Source organism: Sulfitobacter faviae, assembly GCF_029870955.1.
Taxonomy (GTDB): domain Bacteria; phylum Pseudomonadota; class Alphaproteobacteria; order Rhodobacterales; family Rhodobacteraceae; genus Sulfitobacter; species Sulfitobacter faviae.
This window is the reverse complement of the sequence record NZ_PGFQ01000001.1, coordinates 3,052,451-3,068,860: the sequence shown is the minus strand read 5'-3', so window position 1 is coordinate 3,068,860 and position 16,410 is coordinate 3,052,451. Positions and strand designations below refer to the sequence as shown.

The window sequence follows — 16,410 nt, the reverse complement described above, 5'->3', positions numbered from 1 at the left end:
GGTGCAAGAGGGAATTTCCAATCTTTTCATCGCGATTAGAAATTTGTTTCCGCGCCGGCTTCTGCGGCCATGCGCGCGCGCAATTCAGCCAGATCCAGCAGCAGACCGGCGACCTGAGGTTGCACGTCACGGGGCAGGCGATGGACACGCGCACCGACGCTCAGCAGCCCCGGACGGGCGGGAAAATCGGCTTCCGGGGTGAAATCGGGCAGGTCGATGATCGCGGGTTTTGGCGTGTCGTCTGCGGGGTCTTCCGCCTCGGCTTCGGCAGGGGCGGGCGAAACCTCTGCGATCTTCTCCGGCTCAGCCGCCAGCGGGCGCTTGAGGAACTCGGGCAGGCCGGTCTCCGATGCAGGTTCCTCTTCGGGCTTAGCTTCGGACGCGGGGAGTTGCGGCGCATCGGGCGTGTTGCTGTCAGAGGGGGCCAGCGGATCGGGCGTGGCCCGTGGGTGATCGTCGGCGGGCGGCATGGGCGAGGGGCGCTGCGCTGCCGCGGGGGCGGCTTCTTCCAGCTCTGCTGTCGTCTCCTGGCGCGTGTCGACCGTCTCAGCGCTCACCTCATCCCCGCGCGCTTCCGTTTTCGCGCCAAAGTTCAAAACCACACCAGTCTCAGGCCGGATGATGTCCGGCTTCGGCGCAGGGCGCGGCTCCACGAAATCCAACTCATCAAGCGGGGCGGAGAGGGAGGAGACATGGGTCATCCCTTCCTCACGTAGGATCTTCTGAACGCCTTTGATGGTCAGCCCATCGTCATGCAGCAACTTCTTGATCCCACCAAGCAGCAGCATATCGGCGGGGCGGTAATAGCGCCGCCCGCCCGCCCGTTTGATGGGTTTCACTTGGGTAAACTTACTCTCCCAAAACCGCAGAACATGGGCTTGGATACCGAGCCAGTCAGCGACTTCGGAGATGGTGCGAAAAGCGTCCGGCGATTTGACCATGGGTCAGGACTTGTTGCCTTCGGCAACCCGGTCTTTCATCAGATGCGAGGGGCGAAAGGTCAGCACCCGGCGCGGGTTGATCGGAACCTCTTCGCCGGTTTTCGGATTGCGGCCCACACGCGCGGTTTTGTCGCGTACCGAAAAAGTGCCGAAAGAGGAAATCTTGACCTGTTCCCCGTCGACCAGAGCGTCGGACATATGCTCAAGCACGGCTTCGACCAGCTGAGCACTCTCATTGCGAGAAAGACCGACCTCACGAAATACAGCTTCGCTTAAATCCATGCGCGTCAATGTCTTGTTCGGCATTATATCCCCCATGCTTTCCAATAGCATATGCTGCTCAGATTTTTAGAGTCAACATCAATGCCCGGATCGAGCACGATTCGGCAGAGATTTTCCGCGTTAGCTCAGGGACTTACCAGCGCAGGACAACAGAGCCCCAAGCCAGACCGCCGCCAATGGCTTCGGTGACGATCAGATCGCCCCTGTTGATCTGACCACGCTCACGGCCCACCGACAGCGCCAGCGGGATCGAGGCGGCAGAGGTGTTGCCGTGGTCCTGCACGGTCACGACAACGCGCTCCATCGGCAGGTTCAATTTCTTCGCGGTGCCTTGGATGATGCGGATGTTGGCCTGATGCGGCACGATCCAATCGACATCCTCGGCGCTGACACCGGCGCGCTCCATGGCGGTATTGGCCGTGGCAGCGAGCTTTTCGACGGCGTGGCGGAACACCTGATTGCCCTGCATCCGCAGATAGCCCGTGGTGCCGGTGCTGACGCCGCCATCGACGTAGAGCAACTCGCGGTAGCGCCCGTCGGAATTCAGGTCAGTCGCGAGGATCCCGCGATCCTCTGGCGTGCCTTGCCCATCTTGCGCCTCAAGCAGCAGCGCGCCCGCGCCGTCGCCAAAAAGCACACAGGTCGACCGGTCGGTCCAATCCATGATGCGGCTGAACGTCTCGGCCCCGATCACCAGCACATTGCGTGCCTGACCGGAAACGATGAGCGCGTTGGCGTTCGCCAGCGCATAGACAAAGCCCGCGCAGACCGCTTGCACGTCAAAGGCGAAACCATTGGTCATGCCCAATTCGGCCTGCACCATGGTCGCGGCCGACGGGAAGGTCAGGTCGGGGGTGGAGGTGGCCACGACGATCGCGTCAACATCGGAGACATCGCGCCCCGCGTCTTCAAGCGCCTTGCGCGCGGCGGCGCTGGCCATGGAAGAGGTCGTCTCACCTTCGGCGGCAAAGTGGCGGCGTTCGATGCCCGAGCGCGAGCGGATCCATTCGTCATTCGTGTCGAGGGTCGCTTCAAATTCGGCATTTTCCACGACACGGGCGGGCAGGTAGTGGCCACAACCAGTGACAACGGCGCGCAGGCTCATTTGACGGACTCCTCAGCTGGCAGCGTCGCGGCGACGCGAGCGGCTAGCTTGTCATTGAATTTATTCTGCGACAACTGCGCGGCGAGTTTGATCGCAGCGGAGATGCCGGTCGCATCGGCGGAGCCGTGCGATTTCACCACCGTGCCGTTCAGGCCCAGAAAGACGCCGCCGTTCACACGGCGCGGGTCGATCTTTTTGCTGAGACGGCGCAGAGAGGTATAGGCCAGCAGCGAGGCGAGGCGCGACAGGGGCGAGTATTTGAACGCTTCGCGCAGCCGGTCGCCGATCATGCTGGCCGTGCCTTCGCCGGTCTTGATCGCGACATTGCCGGTGAACCCATCGGTTACGATGACATCGGCGCGGTTGCCCGAGATATCGCCCCCTCAACGAAACCGACGAATTCAAACCCGGTAGCATCACCTTGGGCGCGAATCAAATCATAGGCTTCTTTGAGTTCGGTGCGGCCCTTATGCTCTTCGGTGCCGACATTCAGCAGCCCCACGCGGGGCGCTGCAAATCCATACCGTTGCGGGCGTAGGAGGTGCCCATCAGCGCGAAACGCAACAGATCATCGGCGTCGGCGCGCACATCGGCGCCCACGTCGAGCATCACGTTAAAACCCTGCGGGTTGGAAGAGGGGTAGAGTACCGCAATCGCAGGGCGATTCACGCCCGGCAATTTGCGCAGCCGTATCATCGACATCGCCATCAGAGCGCCGGTATTGCCGCAAGAGACAGCCACAGCCGCCTCTCCGCTGCGCACGGATTCGATGGCAGACCACATGGAACTGTCTTTGCCGGTGCGCACGACTTGGCTCGGCTTGTCGTCCATCGTGACGACATCCGTGGCGTGACGTATCTCGCAACGGCCCGACAACTCAGCACGTTTGGCGATCAAAGGCTCCAACTGATCACGGGGACCATGCAGGATAAAACCGATATCGGGATTTGCTGTCGCAGAAAGCGCACACCCGGCAACAACTGCTGCCGGGCCTTCGTCACCCCCCATCGCGTCGACCGAGATCAGGGTGTGTCCGGCTTTCGCGTTGGGGTGATCGGGCTGGGCCGTCATCAGTGCGAATGCCTCACTGCCTAAGAGAAAACCTTAAAAACTACCGCAGCTTATGCTGCGTCGTCTTCCAGGTCCACTTCTTCGGTCAGGGCGACAACTTCGGCGTCGTCATAGTGACCGCAAGCCGCGCAGATGTGGTGGGGGCGCTTCAGCTCACCGCAGTTCGAACATTCGTTCGGGTTCGCCGCAGAGAGCGAATCGTGGGCGCGGCGGTTGTTGCGGCGGGATTTGGATACTTTATTCTGTTGGACAGCCATGTCTGGTGCCTTTGCCTTCGGGGTTGCTGACTTGGCAAAGCAGGCCGCAACCGTGTTTCAATTCGGACCCCGTTTCGGGCGTGACGACGCTTTAGGGCCGCAGCCGCGCAATGTCCAACCTTAATTCGGGTGAGGGCGGCAAAATAACGCGAAACCGGCGCGATGCAAGCGCGAATTTCCGCGGTTTTCCGCTTGTTTCTTTAGGTTTCGTCTTTCTTCAGCGCATCGCGCAGCGCGCCCAAGCCGGCAAAGGGACGTGCGTCTTCGTCCGTCATCGGCTTTTGGCCCGGTTCGGCATGGACCATCTGGCCCAGTTCGGCGTCGCCCTTGCGGGGATATTCCGGCACTTCCAGTGCCAGCGCCTCGATCATGACCTGCGCGGGGTCGATCCATTGGCCCAAAGGCTCTGTCGTATCGTCCTCAGGCATTTCGACCTCCTCTTCTTCGGGGAGTTCGAAATCATGGATGAACCGGCGGGTGATATCGGCGTCGATCCGCGTGGTCACTGGCTCAAGCGTGACGACGCAGGGCTGCACCACGGTCGCGCCAAGTTTCCCGTCAAGCTGCCAGTCCTGTTTGCCGAGCGGTTTGATGCTGCCTGAAAAGCTAAGTTTGCGCAGGGCCGAGAGATCGAGCTCCTCGGCGATCTGCGCCAGCGCTTCCGCCTCAGGGCGCAACGCGAACGCGTTTGGCTCCGTCTGGGACAGGTCCGCGACCCGAAGAGCGGTTGGCGTAGGTGATTTGCGCGACATGAGATCCGACTTTCGTTTCTTGTACACTTGGGGTGCCTTGGTGTATGCGAAATAAAAGCCATAATCCGTCAGGGCAAGAGGGCAGACCAAATGCGCAAAACCAAACAGACCGGCAAGACGCACCTCCGGATCGCGGGTATGGGCCTTGCACTGCTTCTGACCGCCTGTAGCCCGCAGTATGAAAACCACGGCTATGTGCCGCCGCAAGACCAGCTTGAGCAGGTCGTTGTGGGCAGCGATACCAAAGAAAGCGTCGCGCAGAAGATCGGTGTGCCCACGGTTTCGGGTGTTTTGAGCGATGATAGTTACTATTACGTTAAGATGCGCAAACGCGCTCTGGGCTTCATGGCCCCGAAAGAGATCGAGCGTGAGGTGGTGACCGTCAGCTTCAACGAAGCCGGTGTGGTGTCGAATGTCGAACGCTTCGGGCTTGAACGCGGGCAGGTCGTGCCGCTGTCGCGCCGCGTGACGACATCGCCTGTGGCCGACAACACCTTCCTGCGCCAGCTTCTGGGCAACCTTGGCCGCTTCAGCCCGTCGGCCTTCGGCAGCTAAGTTCCCCTCGGCATGTCCCGGCAGCGGGGCAGGGCCGCGGATAAGCGAAGGCGACCTCGCAGATGACCCAAGCGCCCCCGGGCCGATATCTGACGCGCGAAGCCCTCACGCCCGGGGACATTACCCGGGCGCAGGCGCTGCGGACGCAGTGTTTTCAGACCGGGACCGTCGACCGTGATGCATTCGACGCGGCAGCACGGCATTTTCTGATAGAGGATCGCGACAGCGGCACATTGGTCTGCTGCTTTCGCCTGACCCGGTTTCATGGCGCGGAGCTGGCCCAGAGCTATGCCGCGCAGTTTTACGAACTGAGCCGTCTGGAGCGCATGAAAGGCGCCATGCTGGAACTGGGTCGCTTTTGTATCCACCCAGAATGGCAAGACCCCGACATCCAGCGCCTCGCTTGGGGGCAATTGGCGCGGGAAGTCGATGACAGCGGGGCGGCGCTTTTGTTCGGCTGCTCCTCTTTCACGGGCACCGATCCGACTCGCTACCGCGATGCCTTTGCCCTGTTGAAACAGCAGCATCTTGCCCCCGCGGAATGGCGCCCCCGCGTCAGGGCGGCTGAGGTCCACCCCTATGCCCGCGACCGCCACAGCCCCGATCCCCGGCGCGCGCGCCAGCAAATCCCGCCGCTGTTGCGCAGCTATCTGGCGATGGGGGGCTGGGTCAGCGACCACGCCGTGATCGACCGGCAAATGGGCACGCTGCATGTTTTTACCGCGCTGGAGATCGCCGCGATCCCGCCCAACCGCGCGCGGCTTTTGCGGGCGCTGGCCTGAAGCCGCACCGCCTTTGGACATTGACCTTGCCCGCGCCGAAAGATAGCTGGCAGGCATGGCACGCGCACCCCTTTTACAACTCACCGACATTTCGCTGACCTTTGGCGGCGATCCTGTTTTCCAAGACCTCTCCCTCGTGGTTCAGACCGGCGATCGGTTGGCCTTGGTGGGCCGCAACGGCTCGGGCAAATCGACGCTGATGAAGGTCATGGCCGGGCTGGTAGAGCCCGACAGCGGGGCGGTTGTGGCCGGGCCCGGCGTCTCGGTCGGCTATATGGAACAGGAGCCTGACCTCTCGGGCTTTGAGACGCTTGGCGACTTCGCGGCCCACGGGCTCGATCCGGGTGAGATGTATAAGGTGGAACGCGCAGGCGAGGGGCTGAAGTTTGACCCCGCACGCCCTGTGGCCACCGCATCGGGCGGGGAGCGTCGCCGCGCGGCACTGGCGCGGCTGATGGCCGAAGAGCCGGAACTGATGCTCTTGGACGAGCCGACCAACCACCTCGACATCGAAGCCATCGCATGGCTCGAATCCGAGCTAAAGGGCACCCGCACCGCCTTTGTCATCATCAGCCACGACCGCGCCTTCCTGCGCGAGCTGACCCGCGCGACCCTCTGGGTCGACCGCGGCACCGTGCGCCGTCAGGACATCGGCTTTGAAGGGTTCGAGGCATGGCGCGATCAGGTCTGGGAAGAAGAAGACATGCAGCGCCACAAGCTGAACCGCAAGATCAAGGCCGAGGCGCGTTGGGCGGTTGAGGGGATCTCGGCCCGGCGCAAACGCAATCAGGGCCGGGTGCGCGCGCTTCAAGAGTTGCGCGCCGAACGCTCGGCGCAGATCAAACGGCAGGGCACCGCGGCCATGGCGCTGGAGGCTGGGCCGAAGTCAGGCCGCAAGGTGATCGAAGCGAGCGGCATCGCCAAGAAGTTCGGTGACAAACAGATCCTGCGCGATTTCTCGATCACGGTGCAGCGCGGCGACCGGATTGCGCTGGTGGGGCCAAACGGCGTGGGCAAGACCACGCTGTTGAACATGCTGATCGGCAAAGAAGAACCCGACGCGGGCGAGATCAAACTGGGCACCAATCTGGAACTCGCGCTGTTCGATCAAGCGCGCGCGCAGCTTGACGGGGACATGACCCTCTGGGACAGCCTCACCGGCGATCCTGAGATGCGCGTTTCGGGCAAGGCCGATCAGGTACTGGTGCGGGGTCAGCCGAAACATGTGGTCGGCTACCTCAAGGAATTCCTTTTCGATGAAGCACAGGCCCGCGCGCCGGTCCGCTCGCTTTCGGGCGGCGAAAAGGCGCGGCTGCTCTTGGCCAAGATCATGGCGCGCTCCTCGAACCTTTTGGTGCTCGACGAACCGACGAACGATCTCGACGTTGAGACGCTTGACCTGATGCAGGAACTCTTGGGCACCTATGACGGCACCGTGCTGCTGGTCAGCCACGACCGTGACTTCCTCGACCGGGTGGCGGCGACCACCATCGCGATGGAGGGCGATGGCCGCGCCACGGTCTATGCGGGCGGCTGGTCCGATTATCTGGCACAGCGTGGGCAGGATGATTTCGCACAAAGCGTGGTCAAACCCAAGCCGAGCAAGGCCGAGCCGAAGGCGGAGAAAAAGCAATCCGCGGGCGGGCTCAGCTTTACCGAAAAACACCGGCTCGAAGCCTTGCCTGCTGAGATCGAGCGGTTGGAGGCCGAGATCGGCAAGCTCGAAGAACTGCTCAGCGATGCAGAGCTTTTCACCCGCGAGCCGGTGAAGTTTCAGAAAGCCACCGATGCGCTGGTTCAGCGGCATGAAAAGCTCTCTAACGCCGAAGAAGAGTGGATGGCGCTTGAGGAGAAAGCGCAGGGCTAACCCCGCGCCTCTGCCAGGGCGATCTGCGGGCGGTAACCGTTGCGGAATGCCGCGACGATGCTCGGCGGGGTGAGCAGGGTGACGCGGCCCTGCGGGCGTCGCTGCGCGGCCCCGTAGCCCTCCGGCGCATAGGGGTGAAGCGCATCGCCGAGAAGCACGCCGCTCTGGCCGTCGTGATCCAAGACGAAACTGCCGTCGGGCAGGTCCTGCGCTTTTACATCCCCATGGCGGCGCTGACGAAAAACGCGCGGCACGGCGCGTTCGGCGTGCAACTGACGGTCCAAATCCGCGGCGGGGCCGGGGAGGTTGCAACACGCGCGAAACCGTCGATAATCCGCAGCACGGCATTCCGCGCAAGGGCGGTGACCGGCGGCAAAGGCCACGGCCTCATCAAGAAAGAACAGCTCGGTATAGTGGCGGGGCGCCATCAGCTTGCGGCGACGCTCCTTGAAACTGAGCCGACAACAGACCCAATTCTGATGCGCCCAACGGCGTTTGGGGCGCAGGCCGTTTTCGTCATGCAGGATGCCACGGTTGCCCATGAAGCTGCCCCGCGCCGGATGGGCGATGATCTCCCCATCCGGTTGAACGCGATTTTGCAGCGGCATCAGCGCATCCTGAGCGCGCCGTCGAGGCGGATCACCTCACCATTAAGATAGCCCATTTCGACGATGAACCCGGCAAGCCGGCCATATTCCGCAGGATCGCCAAGGCGCGGCGGGTTGGGCACATCCTTGGCCAATTCGGCCTGCACCTCTTCCGGCAGCCCGGCCAACATCGGCGTTTTGAAAATGCCCGGCGCGATGGTCATCACGCGAATCCCTTCCTTGGCCAGATCCCGCGCCATCGGTAGGGTCATGCCCGCAATCCCACCCTTGGAGGCGGCATAGGCGGCTTGGCCCTTCTGCCCGTCGAAGGCGGCGATGGAGGCGGTGTTGATGATCACCCCGCGCGCGCCGTCGTCTTCGGGGGTGTTCTTGGCCATGGCCACCGCCGCCAGCCGCGCCACGTTGAAACTGCCGACGAGGTTGATGTCGATGGTGCGTTGAAAGGCGTCGAGCGGATGCGGCCCGTCGCGCCCCGTGGTTTTGATCCCAAGCGCGATGCCCGCGCAATTCACTGCAGCGGTGATCCAGCCCATCTTTTCTTGGGCATAGTCCACCGCTTCCTGCACCGAGGTCTCATCCGTCACATCGGTCAAGACGTAGTGGCCGCCGATCTCTCTCGCGATGGCTTCGCCTCGGGTGGCGTCACGGTCCAACAGGGTGACCTGCGCGCCCTGCGACGCAAAATAGCGCGCCGTGGCTTCGCCAAGCCCCGAGGCGCCCCCGGTGATGATGGCGGCTGTACTGTCTAGTTTCATGATGGCTCCCCCGATATGAACACTTGTTCAGTTCAGCACGAAGTCTCACCCCATGCAAGAGATGCCGTTGCGGCGGGAGGAGGGCTGCGGGAGCAGGGAAGACGGGGCAGACCGAAGCCCGCCCCGTGAGAGATTAGCCGACCTGCACCAGCGCGTGGCGCTTCTTGCCCGCGCTCAGCTTAACCGGAGAAGACAGCGCGACCGCATCCAGCATCATGCCCGCATCCGTCAGCGGCTTGTCGTCGATCCGTGCGCCGTTCTCGGCGATCAGACGCTTGGCTTCTTTACCAGAGCCGGCAAGGCCCGATTTCACCAGCAATTGCACGATGGAAACCCCATCGCCCACATCCGCCGCCGACAGGGTCAGGGTGGGCAGGTCATCGCCCACACCGCCTTTTTCAAAGACTTCGCGCGCGGTGGCTTCGGCGTTGCGGGCGGCCTCTTCCCCGTGGAGCAGACCGGTGACCTCATTGGCCAGACGTACCTTCGCCTCGTTGATCTCGGATCCGGCAAGCGCGCCCAGACGGTCGCATTCATCGACCGGCAGCTCGGTATAGAGCTTGAGGAAACGGCCCACATCGGCATCGGTGCAATTGCGCCAGAACTGCCAGAACTCATAAGGGCTCAGCATATCGCCATTCAGCCAGACCGCACCGCCCGCCGATTTGCCCATCTTCTTGCCGTCGCTGGTGGTGAGCAGCGGTGACGTCAGGCCATAAACCTCCCCATCGATCACCCGGCGCGTCAGGTCGATGCCGTTGACGATATTGCCCCATTGATCCGACCCGCCCATCTGGAGAATGCAGCCATAGCGGCGGTGCAGTTCCATGAAGTCATAGGCCTGGAGAATCATGTAGTTGAACTCGAGGAAGGAAAGCGACTGTTCGCGGTCCAAACGGGACTTCACGCTTTCAAAGCTCAGCATCCGGTTGATCGAGAAATGCCGCCCGATGTCGCGCAGGAAGTCGAGGTAGTTCAACCCGTCGAGCCATTCCGCGTTGTTCAGCATCAAGGCACCAGTCTCGCCCTCGCCGTAATCGAGGTATTGGGCAAAAACCTGACGGATGCCTTCGATATTGTCGTCGATCGCCTCGGGCGTCAGCAGCGGGCGCTCGTCCGAGCGGAAGGACGGATCGCCCACCTTGGTCGTGCCGCCGCCCATCAGGGTGATCGGCTTGCCGCCGCATTTCTGCAGCCAGCGCAGCATCATGATATTGACCAGATGCCCCACATGCAGCGATTTGGCCGTGGCGTCATAGCCCACATAGGCCGGGGCCGCGCCTTTCAGCAGGGCTTCGTCCAACCCCTGATAATCGGTGCAATCGGCCAGGAAGCCGCGCTGCATCATCGTGTGGATGAACTCCGATTTGGGATGGTATGTCATGGTGACTTGCCTCAAAACTGTATTGCGGGGCAATCTATATGCGCACGAGCGGCAAAGGAAAAGGCCATGAATAGGGCCAAGCACAGGCAAGATGCCGGAACCGAAGTGGTGACGGCTTTGGGAATGATGTCGGGCACCTCTTTGGATGGGGTGGACGCCGCTATTTTGCGCACTGACGGGCAGGATATTACAGGCTTTGGCCGCAGCGCCTACCGCAGCTATGCCGCCGAAGAGCGCCGCGTGATCGCCGCGGGCTTCGGCAAGTGGCATGGGGCCGAGGTCGAGGAAGCCGCCAAGGCGGTGGAGGCCGCGCATCTGGCGCTCTTGGCCGATCTGCTGAAAGATGCGCCCGAGGTCGACCTCATCGGTTTTCACGGCCAAACCCTCGCCCATGCCCCACGCATGCAGGGCACCCTGCAAGTCGGAGACGGCGCGCTGCTGGCGCGAGAGATTGGCCTGCCCGTGGTCTGGGATTTCCGCAGCGCCGATGTTGAATTGGGCGGCGAGGGCGCACCGCTCGCCCCCTTCTTTCACCACGCCTGCGCGCGCTACGCCGGGCAAAAGGGGCCGGTGGCCTTTCTGAACCTCGGCGGCGTGGGCAACCTCACATGGGTCGACCCGCGCGTGGCCCGCCCGGAGAAGGACGGCGCGCTGCTGGCCTTTGACACCGGCCCCGCCAATGCGCCGATCAATGATTTGATGCAGACCCGCCTTGGCCAAGACTATGACGAAGGCGGCAAGCTCGCCGCGCGGGCAGGGTGGAGCAGGGAGCCTTGGAGCTGTTTCTAGCCGAGCCTTATTTCGCACGCATGCCGCCCAAATCCCTCGACCGGAATGATTTTGCCGAGATGGTGGCCCTTGTGGGTGAGCTCTCCGATGCCGATGCCTGCGCCACCCTTACCGCCATGTGCGCGGCTGGCGTGGCCGAGGCGATGCAGCATTGCCCAGCCCCGCCCGAACGCGTCTATGTGACGGGCGGCGGGCGGCATAATCCGGTGCTAATGCGGATGTTGGATGTCAGCCTCGATTGCCCCGTCGCCGCGGTGGAGGAGATCGGCCTCGATGGCGACATGCTGGAGGCGCAGGCCTTTGCCTATCTGGCAGTACGCGTGGCGCGCGGGCTGCCCACCTCGTGCCCCGGCACGACAGGCGTCCGCGCCGCCGTTGGCGGGGGCACCGTCAGCCGGGAGTGAGGTGAGCAGGGCGTTGCCTAACTTTGACGGAAAGGTGCCGGAAAAGGATTTTAAGGCCCCAGCGTGCAGCCGCTATGCCGCCATATCGGCTGGCACGCCCACCGGTTAACAAAGTTGCGAAAATTCCCCTGCTACGCAATTTTCTTGAAACGTCGTCGCGACTTCCCGCGTAGGTTCCCTGTGGGGGCCAAGGGTCGAAGGCATTCGACAGGCTTAGAGAAGGAGATTCGCTATGACTATCTTTCACACAGGTGCTTTCAAGAACAGCATCGCTGTTACGGCAGTGGCGCTCATGCTGGCGCCCGCGGCGCAGGCCGAAATCGGGCTCGGTGTTGGGGTCAGCGTCGGGGGCATGGCGACCATGGCGGCGCGGATGTCGGTGTCGGTGCTTCGGTTGGCGGCAGTGACGGCATCGGGGCCGGGGTGGGTGCTTCGGTCGGCGGCGGTGACGGTGTGAACGCAGGCGTTGGCGCTTCGGTGGGCGGCAGTGACGGTCTGGGGCCGGGGCTGGCGTCTCGGTCGGCGGGGGCAGCGGCCGCAGCGGGACGGATGACCCCGATAGCACCCCACGGCGACCGCAGGCCGGGCGACCACCGGCGGCGACAACAGTGCCACCACCCCAAGGCCGATCAACATCGCGACCCTCATCGGCGCGCCGGTCTGGAGCAAAGACAGTGTCTTGGTAGGTATGATCGAAGAGGTCGCCCCGGGGCCAAACGGCAAGGTGGACGCGGTGCTGCGCCTCAACGCAGCCCTTGATACCGACCGGGACATCATCCGCATGCGCATCGCGCCGCGCCTGTCGGACCGTGGGGCGCTGAAGCTGGGGTATTCGAAGCAGAAGTTCCTACAGCTTTTCGCCGGGTAAACCGTGCGGCAATGAAAAACGGGGCGGTAATCTGGCCGCCCCGTTTGCGTTATTCGGCTGGCGCGGCCACATCCCTCAGCGGCATCTCAAAGAAACAGATCGCATCCCGCGTGAAATCCGGCATCGGTTGATAGGGGCCGCGTTCAACAAACCCAAGCGAGCGATAGAGCGCGCGGGCAGGGGCGAAGCCCACGGAAGTGTCGAGATAGACCTTCTCGAACCCGTCCTCCCGCGCTTGATCGACAAGGCGCTGACAGATCGCCCGGCCCGCCCCCGTGCCACGGGCTGCATTGGTGACGAAGACGCGTTTGATCTCGCTCTCCGTCTCGGTCAGCGCATGGGACATGCCGCAGCCCAGGGGGATGCCATCCCGCTCGGCCAAGAGGATGATGCCGCGCGGGCGGGCGTGTTCCTCGGGCAGGCGCGCCATCAGGGCGCTATATTTGTCTTGGGGGTAGAAGGTCTCAACGATCCGCTGTTCGGTCGGGCCGAAGTGGTAGAGAAAGTCGCGATAGGCCCAGCAGAGGTCGACCACCGCCGCGAGGTCCGCAGCGGTGGTGACAGGGCGGATGGTGAGGGCCGACATCAGCCGCGCAGGATCGAGCGGCCCGCGTATTGAGCGGTCTCGCCCAGCATTTCTTCGATACGGATCAACTGGTTGTACTTCGCCAGTCTGTCGGAACGCGCCAGCGAGCCGGTCTTGATCTGGCCGCAGTTGGTGGCCACCGAAAGGTCAGCAATCGTGGCGTCTTCGGTCTCGCCCGAGCGGTGCGACATGACGTTGGTGTAGCCCGCGCGATGCGCGATATCGACGGCTTTGAGGGTCTCGGTCAGGGTGCCGATCTGGTTGACCTTGACCAGCATGGAGTTCGCCGCGCCGCGCTGGATGCCATCGCTCAGACGGGCAGGGTTGGTGACGAAAAGGTCATCGCCCACCAGTTGCACCTTGCCGCCCAAGAGGTCGGTCAGTGCCTTCCAACCGTCCCAATCGTCTTCGGCCATGCCGTCTTCGATGGAGATGATCGGGTAGTCGTTCACGAGCGCCGCGAGGTAGTCGGCGTTCTCTGCGCTGGACAGGGTTTTGCCTTCGCCGGAGAGGACATATTTGCCGTCTTTGTAGTATTCCGTCGCCGCGCAATCGAGGGCGAGATACATGTCTTCGCCCGGTTTGTAGCCCGCTTTTTCGATGGATTTCAGAATGAAATCAAGCGCATCGCGCGAGGAGTTGATGTTGGGGGCAAAGCCGCCTTCGTCGCCGATCCCGGTCGAGAGGCCCGCGGCGGAAAGCTCTTTCTTCAGCGTGTGGAACACCTCGGCCCCCATGCGCACGGCTTCGCGGATGTTCTCCGCGGCGACCGGCATGATCATGAATTCCTGAATGTCGATCGGGTTGTCGGCATGTTCGCCGCCGTTGATGATGTTCATCATTGGCACCGGCAGAACCCGCGCGGTGGTGCCGCCGATGTAGCGGTAGAGCGGCTGCGCGCAGTAGTCCGCCGCCGCCTTGGCCGCGGCCATCGAGACGCCCAAGATCGCATTGGCGCCGAGGCGGGATTTGTTCTCGGTCCCGTCAAGTTCGATCATCATCTCGTCGATCTCGACCTGTTCGGTCGCCTCGACCCCAACGAGCGCCTCGGCAATCTCGCCATTCACGGCGGCGCAGGCTTCGAGCACGCCTTTGCCCAGATAGCGCGACTTGTCGCCATCGCGCCGCTCGTTCGCCTCATAGGCGCCGGTCGAGGCACCGGAGGGGACAGCGGCGCGGCCCATGGTGCCGTCTTCGAGGATAACGTCGACTTCGACCGTCGGGTTGCCCCGGCTGTCGAGGATTTCGCGGGCGTGGATGTCGATGATCGTGCTCATGGGCTTTGTCCTCATGTTCGGGTTTGTGGCGGTTTACCCCGGCAGGCCCGGCTTGGAAAGACCGCGGCGGGGCCGGGGGTGATTTTGCGTTCGCGCAGGAGGGTATAGACCCCCGAGGCGATGATGATCGCGGCCCCGACCAGCGTCAGCCTGTCGGGGGATTCGTCAAAAACCACGATCCCCGCCACCAGCGCAAAGAGCATGCGGGTATAGCGGAAGGGGGTGACGAAGCTCACCTCGCCCACGCGCATGGCGGCGACGATGGCGTAATATGCCAGCACCCCGATCACCATCGCCCCGGCGAGATAGAGCACCTCGGCCCCGCCGGGCATGGCGGCGGGCGTGCCTGCGGCCAGCATCAGGATCAGCCCCGCGGGGACCAAGACGATAAAGGCGAGAAAGCTAAGCTGCATGGAACTGATGCTTTTGGGAACTTTGCGCGTCGCCAAGTCGCGCAAGGCGAGGCCGATGACACCGGCCACGGCGAAAAGCGACAGCGCGTTGAACCCCTCCAGCCCCGGGCGCACGATCAAGAGCACACCGAGGAAGCCTACGATGATCGCGCTCCAGCGGCGCCAGCCGACCGGCTCGCCAAGGAACAGCGCCGCCCCGAGGGTGACGGCCAAGGGGGTCGCCTGCAAAATAGCTGAGGCCGAAGAGAGCGGCGTCAGCACGATGGCGGTGACGAAACAAAGCGTGCCCAGCACTTCGCCCACGGCACGCAGCAGGATTGGCTGGGTCAGCATATCGGCAGAGAACAGGCGCTTTCCCTGAATGCGCAGGATCACGGCAAAGATCGCCCCGCCGCCCGCGCCCAAAAGCGCGATGATCTGACCGACGGGGAGGGCATCGCTTGTCAGTTTGACGAACATGTCCTCGACCGCGAAACCGGCCATGGCCAGCACCATCAGCATCGCGCCGCGCAGATTGTCCATGATCACGCCCTTTCATCCCGTGGTATTGCCAGTCGCCCATGAACCTTTTGCGACGAAAGGGCAAGGGCGCGCGATGCGCGTCATGCGTGTGGCACTGGCGCAGGCTCTACCGGAGTGCTAGCCCTATCGCATGAGATGGCCGATCCCCTCGCTCGCCCCGCGCGACACAGTGCTGACCCTTGCGGCCGGGGCCTTTGGTGCGCTGCTGTTCTGGTGGCTGAATGCGCCGGTCTATATGCTGCTTGGCCCGGTGATCGCGGTGAGCCTCTTGGGCCTGATGGGGGTGCGCACGGCGGTCGATCCGCGGCTGCGGGATGCCTGTTTCGTCGTGCTGGGCATCGCCGTGGGGGCAGGGTTCAACCAAGATGCGGTGAACGCCATGCTGCGCTGGCCACTGGCCTTTGTCTTTATGACCGGGGTGATTTGGGGGATCATGGCGCTTTGCCGTTGGATGCTGGCGCGGTATTTTTGCTTTGATCCACGTTCCGCGCTTCTGGCCTCGGCCCCCGGACATCTGAGTTTCGTCATGGCGATTGCCAGCGACAGCGGGTCGGACGTGCCGCGCATCTCGATCACGCAGTCGGTCCGGCTTTTGGCGCTGACCATCGTCGTGCCTTTCGCCGCTTTGCTGATGGGCGTCGATATGACCGGCAATATCGCCCCCGCGGGCGCGGGGATGAGCCTACTGTCGATCCTCGTGATGATCGGCGTCTCCGTCGTCGTGGGGATGATCTTTGCCTGGCTTTCCGTGCCCGCGCCGCTTTTGATGGGGGCGATGGTGGTCTCGGCCATCGCGCATCTGACGGGGCTAGAGACTGGCGTTCTGCCGGGCTGGCTGACCCTTGTCGCCTATCTCGTGCTCGGCAGCCTCATCGGTACGCGGTTTTCCGGCATCACGCCTGCGCGTCTGGCAAGCGGGCTTGGCGCGGGGCTGGCGATTACCGGCGTGGCGGTGGGGCTCGCGGGCCTTGGCGCGGTGCCGGTGGCCTGGGCGCTCGGCATGCCGCTGGGGCATGTGCTGGTGGCTTTCGCACCCGGCGGGCTGGAGACGATGATCGCCCTCGGCGCCGTGCTGGCAGTGGTGCCGGGCTTCGTGGCCGCCTGCCACATCATGCGTCTGGTGGTGCTGAGCCTGCTGTTGCCCGCCATGCTCGCCCGCGTGGCGCGGCAAGAGCAGCGCGCCGCCGAGTGA

General features: G+C 63.4%; 17 protein-coding genes and 2 pseudogenes. 7 read left to right on the top strand and 12 right to left on the bottom strand.

Going from position 1 to position 16,410, the window contains the following annotated elements; translation table 11 throughout:
• Window positions 1-35: 35 nt before the first annotated feature.
• From CUR85_RS15870 to CUR85_RS15840, 6 genes and pseudogenes are all read right to left on the bottom strand, one after another.
• Window positions 36-941 (bottom strand): MerR family transcriptional regulator, encoded by a 906-nt coding sequence (locus CUR85_RS15870; protein ID WP_067265866.1) that lies wholly within the window; start codon window positions 939-941, stop codon window positions 36-38.
• A 3-nt stretch (window positions 942-944) separates the two neighbouring features.
• Window positions 945-1,247, bottom strand: a complete 303-nt coding sequence (ihfA, locus tag CUR85_RS15865; RefSeq protein WP_067265868.1) for an integration host factor subunit alpha — start codon at window positions 1,245-1,247, stop codon at window positions 945-947.
• Between the two features lie 109 nt (window positions 1,248-1,356).
• On the bottom strand, window positions 1,357-2,328 hold the full coding sequence (locus CUR85_RS15860) for a beta-ketoacyl-ACP synthase III (RefSeq protein ID WP_067265869.1): 972 nt from the start codon (window positions 2,326-2,328) through the stop codon (window positions 1,357-1,359).
• Window positions 2,325-3,336, bottom strand: a pseudogene (plsX, locus tag CUR85_RS15850) (phosphate acyltransferase PlsX). Before plsX ends, CUR85_RS15860 begins: the two are co-directional and overlap by 4 nt.
• A 113-nt stretch (window positions 3,337-3,449) precedes the next feature.
• A complete protein-coding gene (gene rpmF / locus CUR85_RS15845) occupies window positions 3,450-3,656 on the bottom strand; it encodes a 50S ribosomal protein L32 (RefSeq protein ID WP_067265873.1) in 207 nt (68 codons plus the stop codon).
• Window positions 3,657-3,856: 200 nt separating this feature from the next.
• Window positions 3,857-4,408, bottom strand: coding sequence for a YceD family protein (locus tag CUR85_RS15840; RefSeq protein ID WP_067265875.1), 552 nt, complete (start codon window positions 4,406-4,408; stop codon window positions 3,857-3,859).
• A gap of 90 nt (window positions 4,409-4,498) precedes the next feature.
• Between CUR85_RS15840 and CUR85_RS15835 the strand changes: the two genes are divergently transcribed.
• The 3 genes from CUR85_RS15835 to CUR85_RS15825 all read left to right on the top strand — a co-directional run bounded on the left by CUR85_RS15835 (window position 4,499) and on the right by CUR85_RS15825 (window position 7,612).
• Window positions 4,499-4,963, top strand: coding sequence for an outer membrane protein assembly factor BamE (locus CUR85_RS15835; RefSeq protein WP_067265877.1), 465 nt, complete (start codon window positions 4,499-4,501; stop codon window positions 4,961-4,963).
• A 62-nt stretch (window positions 4,964-5,025) separates the two neighbouring features.
• Window positions 5,026-5,745 (top strand): GNAT family N-acetyltransferase, encoded by a 720-nt coding sequence (locus tag CUR85_RS15830; RefSeq protein ID WP_067265879.1) that lies wholly within the window; start codon window positions 5,026-5,028, stop codon window positions 5,743-5,745.
• 55 nt (window positions 5,746-5,800) lie between these two features.
• Window positions 5,801-7,612, top strand: a complete 1,812-nt coding sequence (locus CUR85_RS15825; protein ID WP_067265881.1) for an ABC-F family ATP-binding cassette domain-containing protein — start codon at window positions 5,801-5,803, stop codon at window positions 7,610-7,612.
• Here the strand turns inward: CUR85_RS15825 and CUR85_RS15820 are convergent.
• The 3 genes from CUR85_RS15820 to tyrS all read right to left on the bottom strand — a co-directional run bounded on the left by CUR85_RS15820 (window position 7,609) and on the right by tyrS (window position 10,359).
• On the bottom strand, window positions 7,609-8,220 hold the full coding sequence (locus CUR85_RS15820) for a hypothetical protein (protein WP_067265883.1): 612 nt from the start codon (window positions 8,218-8,220) through the stop codon (window positions 7,609-7,611). The genes CUR85_RS15825 and CUR85_RS15820 overlap by 4 nt on opposite strands.
• Window positions 8,220-8,975 (bottom strand): 3-hydroxyacyl-CoA dehydrogenase, encoded by a 756-nt coding sequence (locus CUR85_RS15815; protein WP_067265887.1) that lies wholly within the window; start codon window positions 8,973-8,975, stop codon window positions 8,220-8,222. The genes CUR85_RS15820 and CUR85_RS15815 overlap by 1 nt, the downstream gene beginning before the upstream one ends.
• A 133-nt stretch (window positions 8,976-9,108) precedes the next feature.
• Window positions 9,109-10,359 carry a tyrosine--tRNA ligase gene (gene tyrS, locus CUR85_RS15810; RefSeq protein WP_067265889.1) on the bottom strand — a complete coding sequence of 417 codons (1,251 nt, stop codon included), beginning with the start codon at window positions 10,357-10,359 and terminating at the stop codon, window positions 9,109-9,111.
• A gap of 66 nt (window positions 10,360-10,425) precedes the next feature.
• Here tyrS and CUR85_RS15805 point away from each other — a divergent pair.
• From CUR85_RS15805 to CUR85_RS15795, 3 genes and pseudogenes are all read left to right on the top strand, one after another.
• A pseudogene (locus tag CUR85_RS15805) lies at window positions 10,426-11,552 on the top strand (anhydro-N-acetylmuramic acid kinase).
• 232 nt (window positions 11,553-11,784) lie between these two features.
• Window positions 11,785-12,009 (top strand): hypothetical protein, encoded by a 225-nt coding sequence (locus CUR85_RS15800; protein ID WP_280322821.1) that lies wholly within the window; start codon window positions 11,785-11,787, stop codon window positions 12,007-12,009.
• A gap of 231 nt (window positions 12,010-12,240) precedes the next feature.
• Complete coding sequence (locus CUR85_RS15795; protein WP_280322820.1) at window positions 12,241-12,420, top strand: hypothetical protein; 180 nt, start codon at window positions 12,241-12,243, stop codon at window positions 12,418-12,420.
• A 49-nt stretch (window positions 12,421-12,469) separates the two neighbouring features.
• Here the strand turns inward: CUR85_RS15795 and CUR85_RS15790 are convergent, their stop codons facing one another.
• From CUR85_RS15790 to CUR85_RS15780, 3 genes are read right to left on the bottom strand one after another with little or no spacing between them, the layout of a single operon-like run.
• Window positions 12,470-13,006, bottom strand: a complete 537-nt coding sequence (locus tag CUR85_RS15790) for a GNAT family N-acetyltransferase (RefSeq protein ID WP_067265893.1) — start codon at window positions 13,004-13,006, stop codon at window positions 12,470-12,472.
• A complete protein-coding gene (gene eno / locus CUR85_RS15785) occupies window positions 13,006-14,283 on the bottom strand; it encodes a phosphopyruvate hydratase (RefSeq protein WP_067265895.1) in 1,278 nt (425 codons plus the stop codon). The genes CUR85_RS15790 and eno overlap by 1 nt, the downstream gene beginning before the upstream one ends.
• Window positions 14,284-14,294: 11 nt before the next feature.
• Window positions 14,295-15,218 (bottom strand): DMT family transporter, encoded by a 924-nt coding sequence (locus tag CUR85_RS15780; protein WP_280322819.1) that lies wholly within the window; start codon window positions 15,216-15,218, stop codon window positions 14,295-14,297.
• Between the two features lie 130 nt (window positions 15,219-15,348).
• Between CUR85_RS15780 and CUR85_RS15775 the strand changes: the two genes are divergently transcribed.
• Window positions 15,349-16,410, top strand: coding sequence for an AbrB family transcriptional regulator (locus tag CUR85_RS15775; protein WP_067265898.1), 1,062 nt, complete (start codon window positions 15,349-15,351; stop codon window positions 16,408-16,410).

Coding starts and splice junctions, on each gene's coding strand:
- CUR85_RS15870 (WP_067265866.1), bottom strand. CDS start 941: ATGGTCAAATCGCCGGACGCTTTTCGCACCATCTCCGAAGTCGCTGAC.
- ihfA (WP_067265868.1), bottom strand. CDS start 1,247: ATGCCGAACAAGACATTGACGCGCATGGATTTAAGCGAAGCTGTATTT.
- CUR85_RS15860 (WP_067265869.1), bottom strand. CDS start 2,328: ATGAGCCTGCGCGCCGTTGTCACTGGTTGTGGCCACTACCTGCCCGCC.
- rpmF (WP_067265873.1), bottom strand. CDS start 3,656: ATGGCTGTCCAACAGAATAAAGTATCCAAATCCCGCCGCAACAACCGC.
- CUR85_RS15840 (WP_067265875.1), bottom strand. CDS start 4,408: ATGTCGCGCAAATCACCTACGCCAACCGCTCTTCGGGTCGCGGACCTG.
- CUR85_RS15835 (WP_067265877.1), top strand. CDS start 4,499: ATGCGCAAAACCAAACAGACCGGCAAGACGCACCTCCGGATCGCGGGT.
- CUR85_RS15830 (WP_067265879.1), top strand. CDS start 5,026: ATGACCCAAGCGCCCCCGGGCCGATATCTGACGCGCGAAGCCCTCACG.
- CUR85_RS15825 (WP_067265881.1), top strand. CDS start 5,801: ATGGCACGCGCACCCCTTTTACAACTCACCGACATTTCGCTGACCTTT.
- CUR85_RS15820 (WP_067265883.1), bottom strand. CDS start 8,220: ATGCCGCTGCAAAATCGCGTTCAACCGGATGGGGAGATCATCGCCCAT.
- CUR85_RS15815 (WP_067265887.1), bottom strand. CDS start 8,975: ATGAAACTAGACAGTACAGCCGCCATCATCACCGGGGGCGCCTCGGGG.
- tyrS (WP_067265889.1), bottom strand. CDS start 10,359: ATGACATACCATCCCAAATCGGAGTTCATCCACACGATGATGCAGCGC.
- CUR85_RS15800 (WP_280322821.1), top strand. CDS start 11,785: ATGACTATCTTTCACACAGGTGCTTTCAAGAACAGCATCGCTGTTACG.
- CUR85_RS15795 (WP_280322820.1), top strand. CDS start 12,241: ATGATCGAAGAGGTCGCCCCGGGGCCAAACGGCAAGGTGGACGCGGTG.
- CUR85_RS15790 (WP_067265893.1), bottom strand. CDS start 13,006: ATGTCGGCCCTCACCATCCGCCCTGTCACCACCGCTGCGGACCTCGCG.
- eno (WP_067265895.1), bottom strand. CDS start 14,283: ATGAGCACGATCATCGACATCCACGCCCGCGAAATCCTCGACAGCCGG.
- CUR85_RS15780 (WP_280322819.1), bottom strand. CDS start 15,218: ATGGACAATCTGCGCGGCGCGATGCTGATGGTGCTGGCCATGGCCGGT.
- CUR85_RS15775 (WP_067265898.1), top strand. CDS start 15,349: ATGAGATGGCCGATCCCCTCGCTCGCCCCGCGCGACACAGTGCTGACC.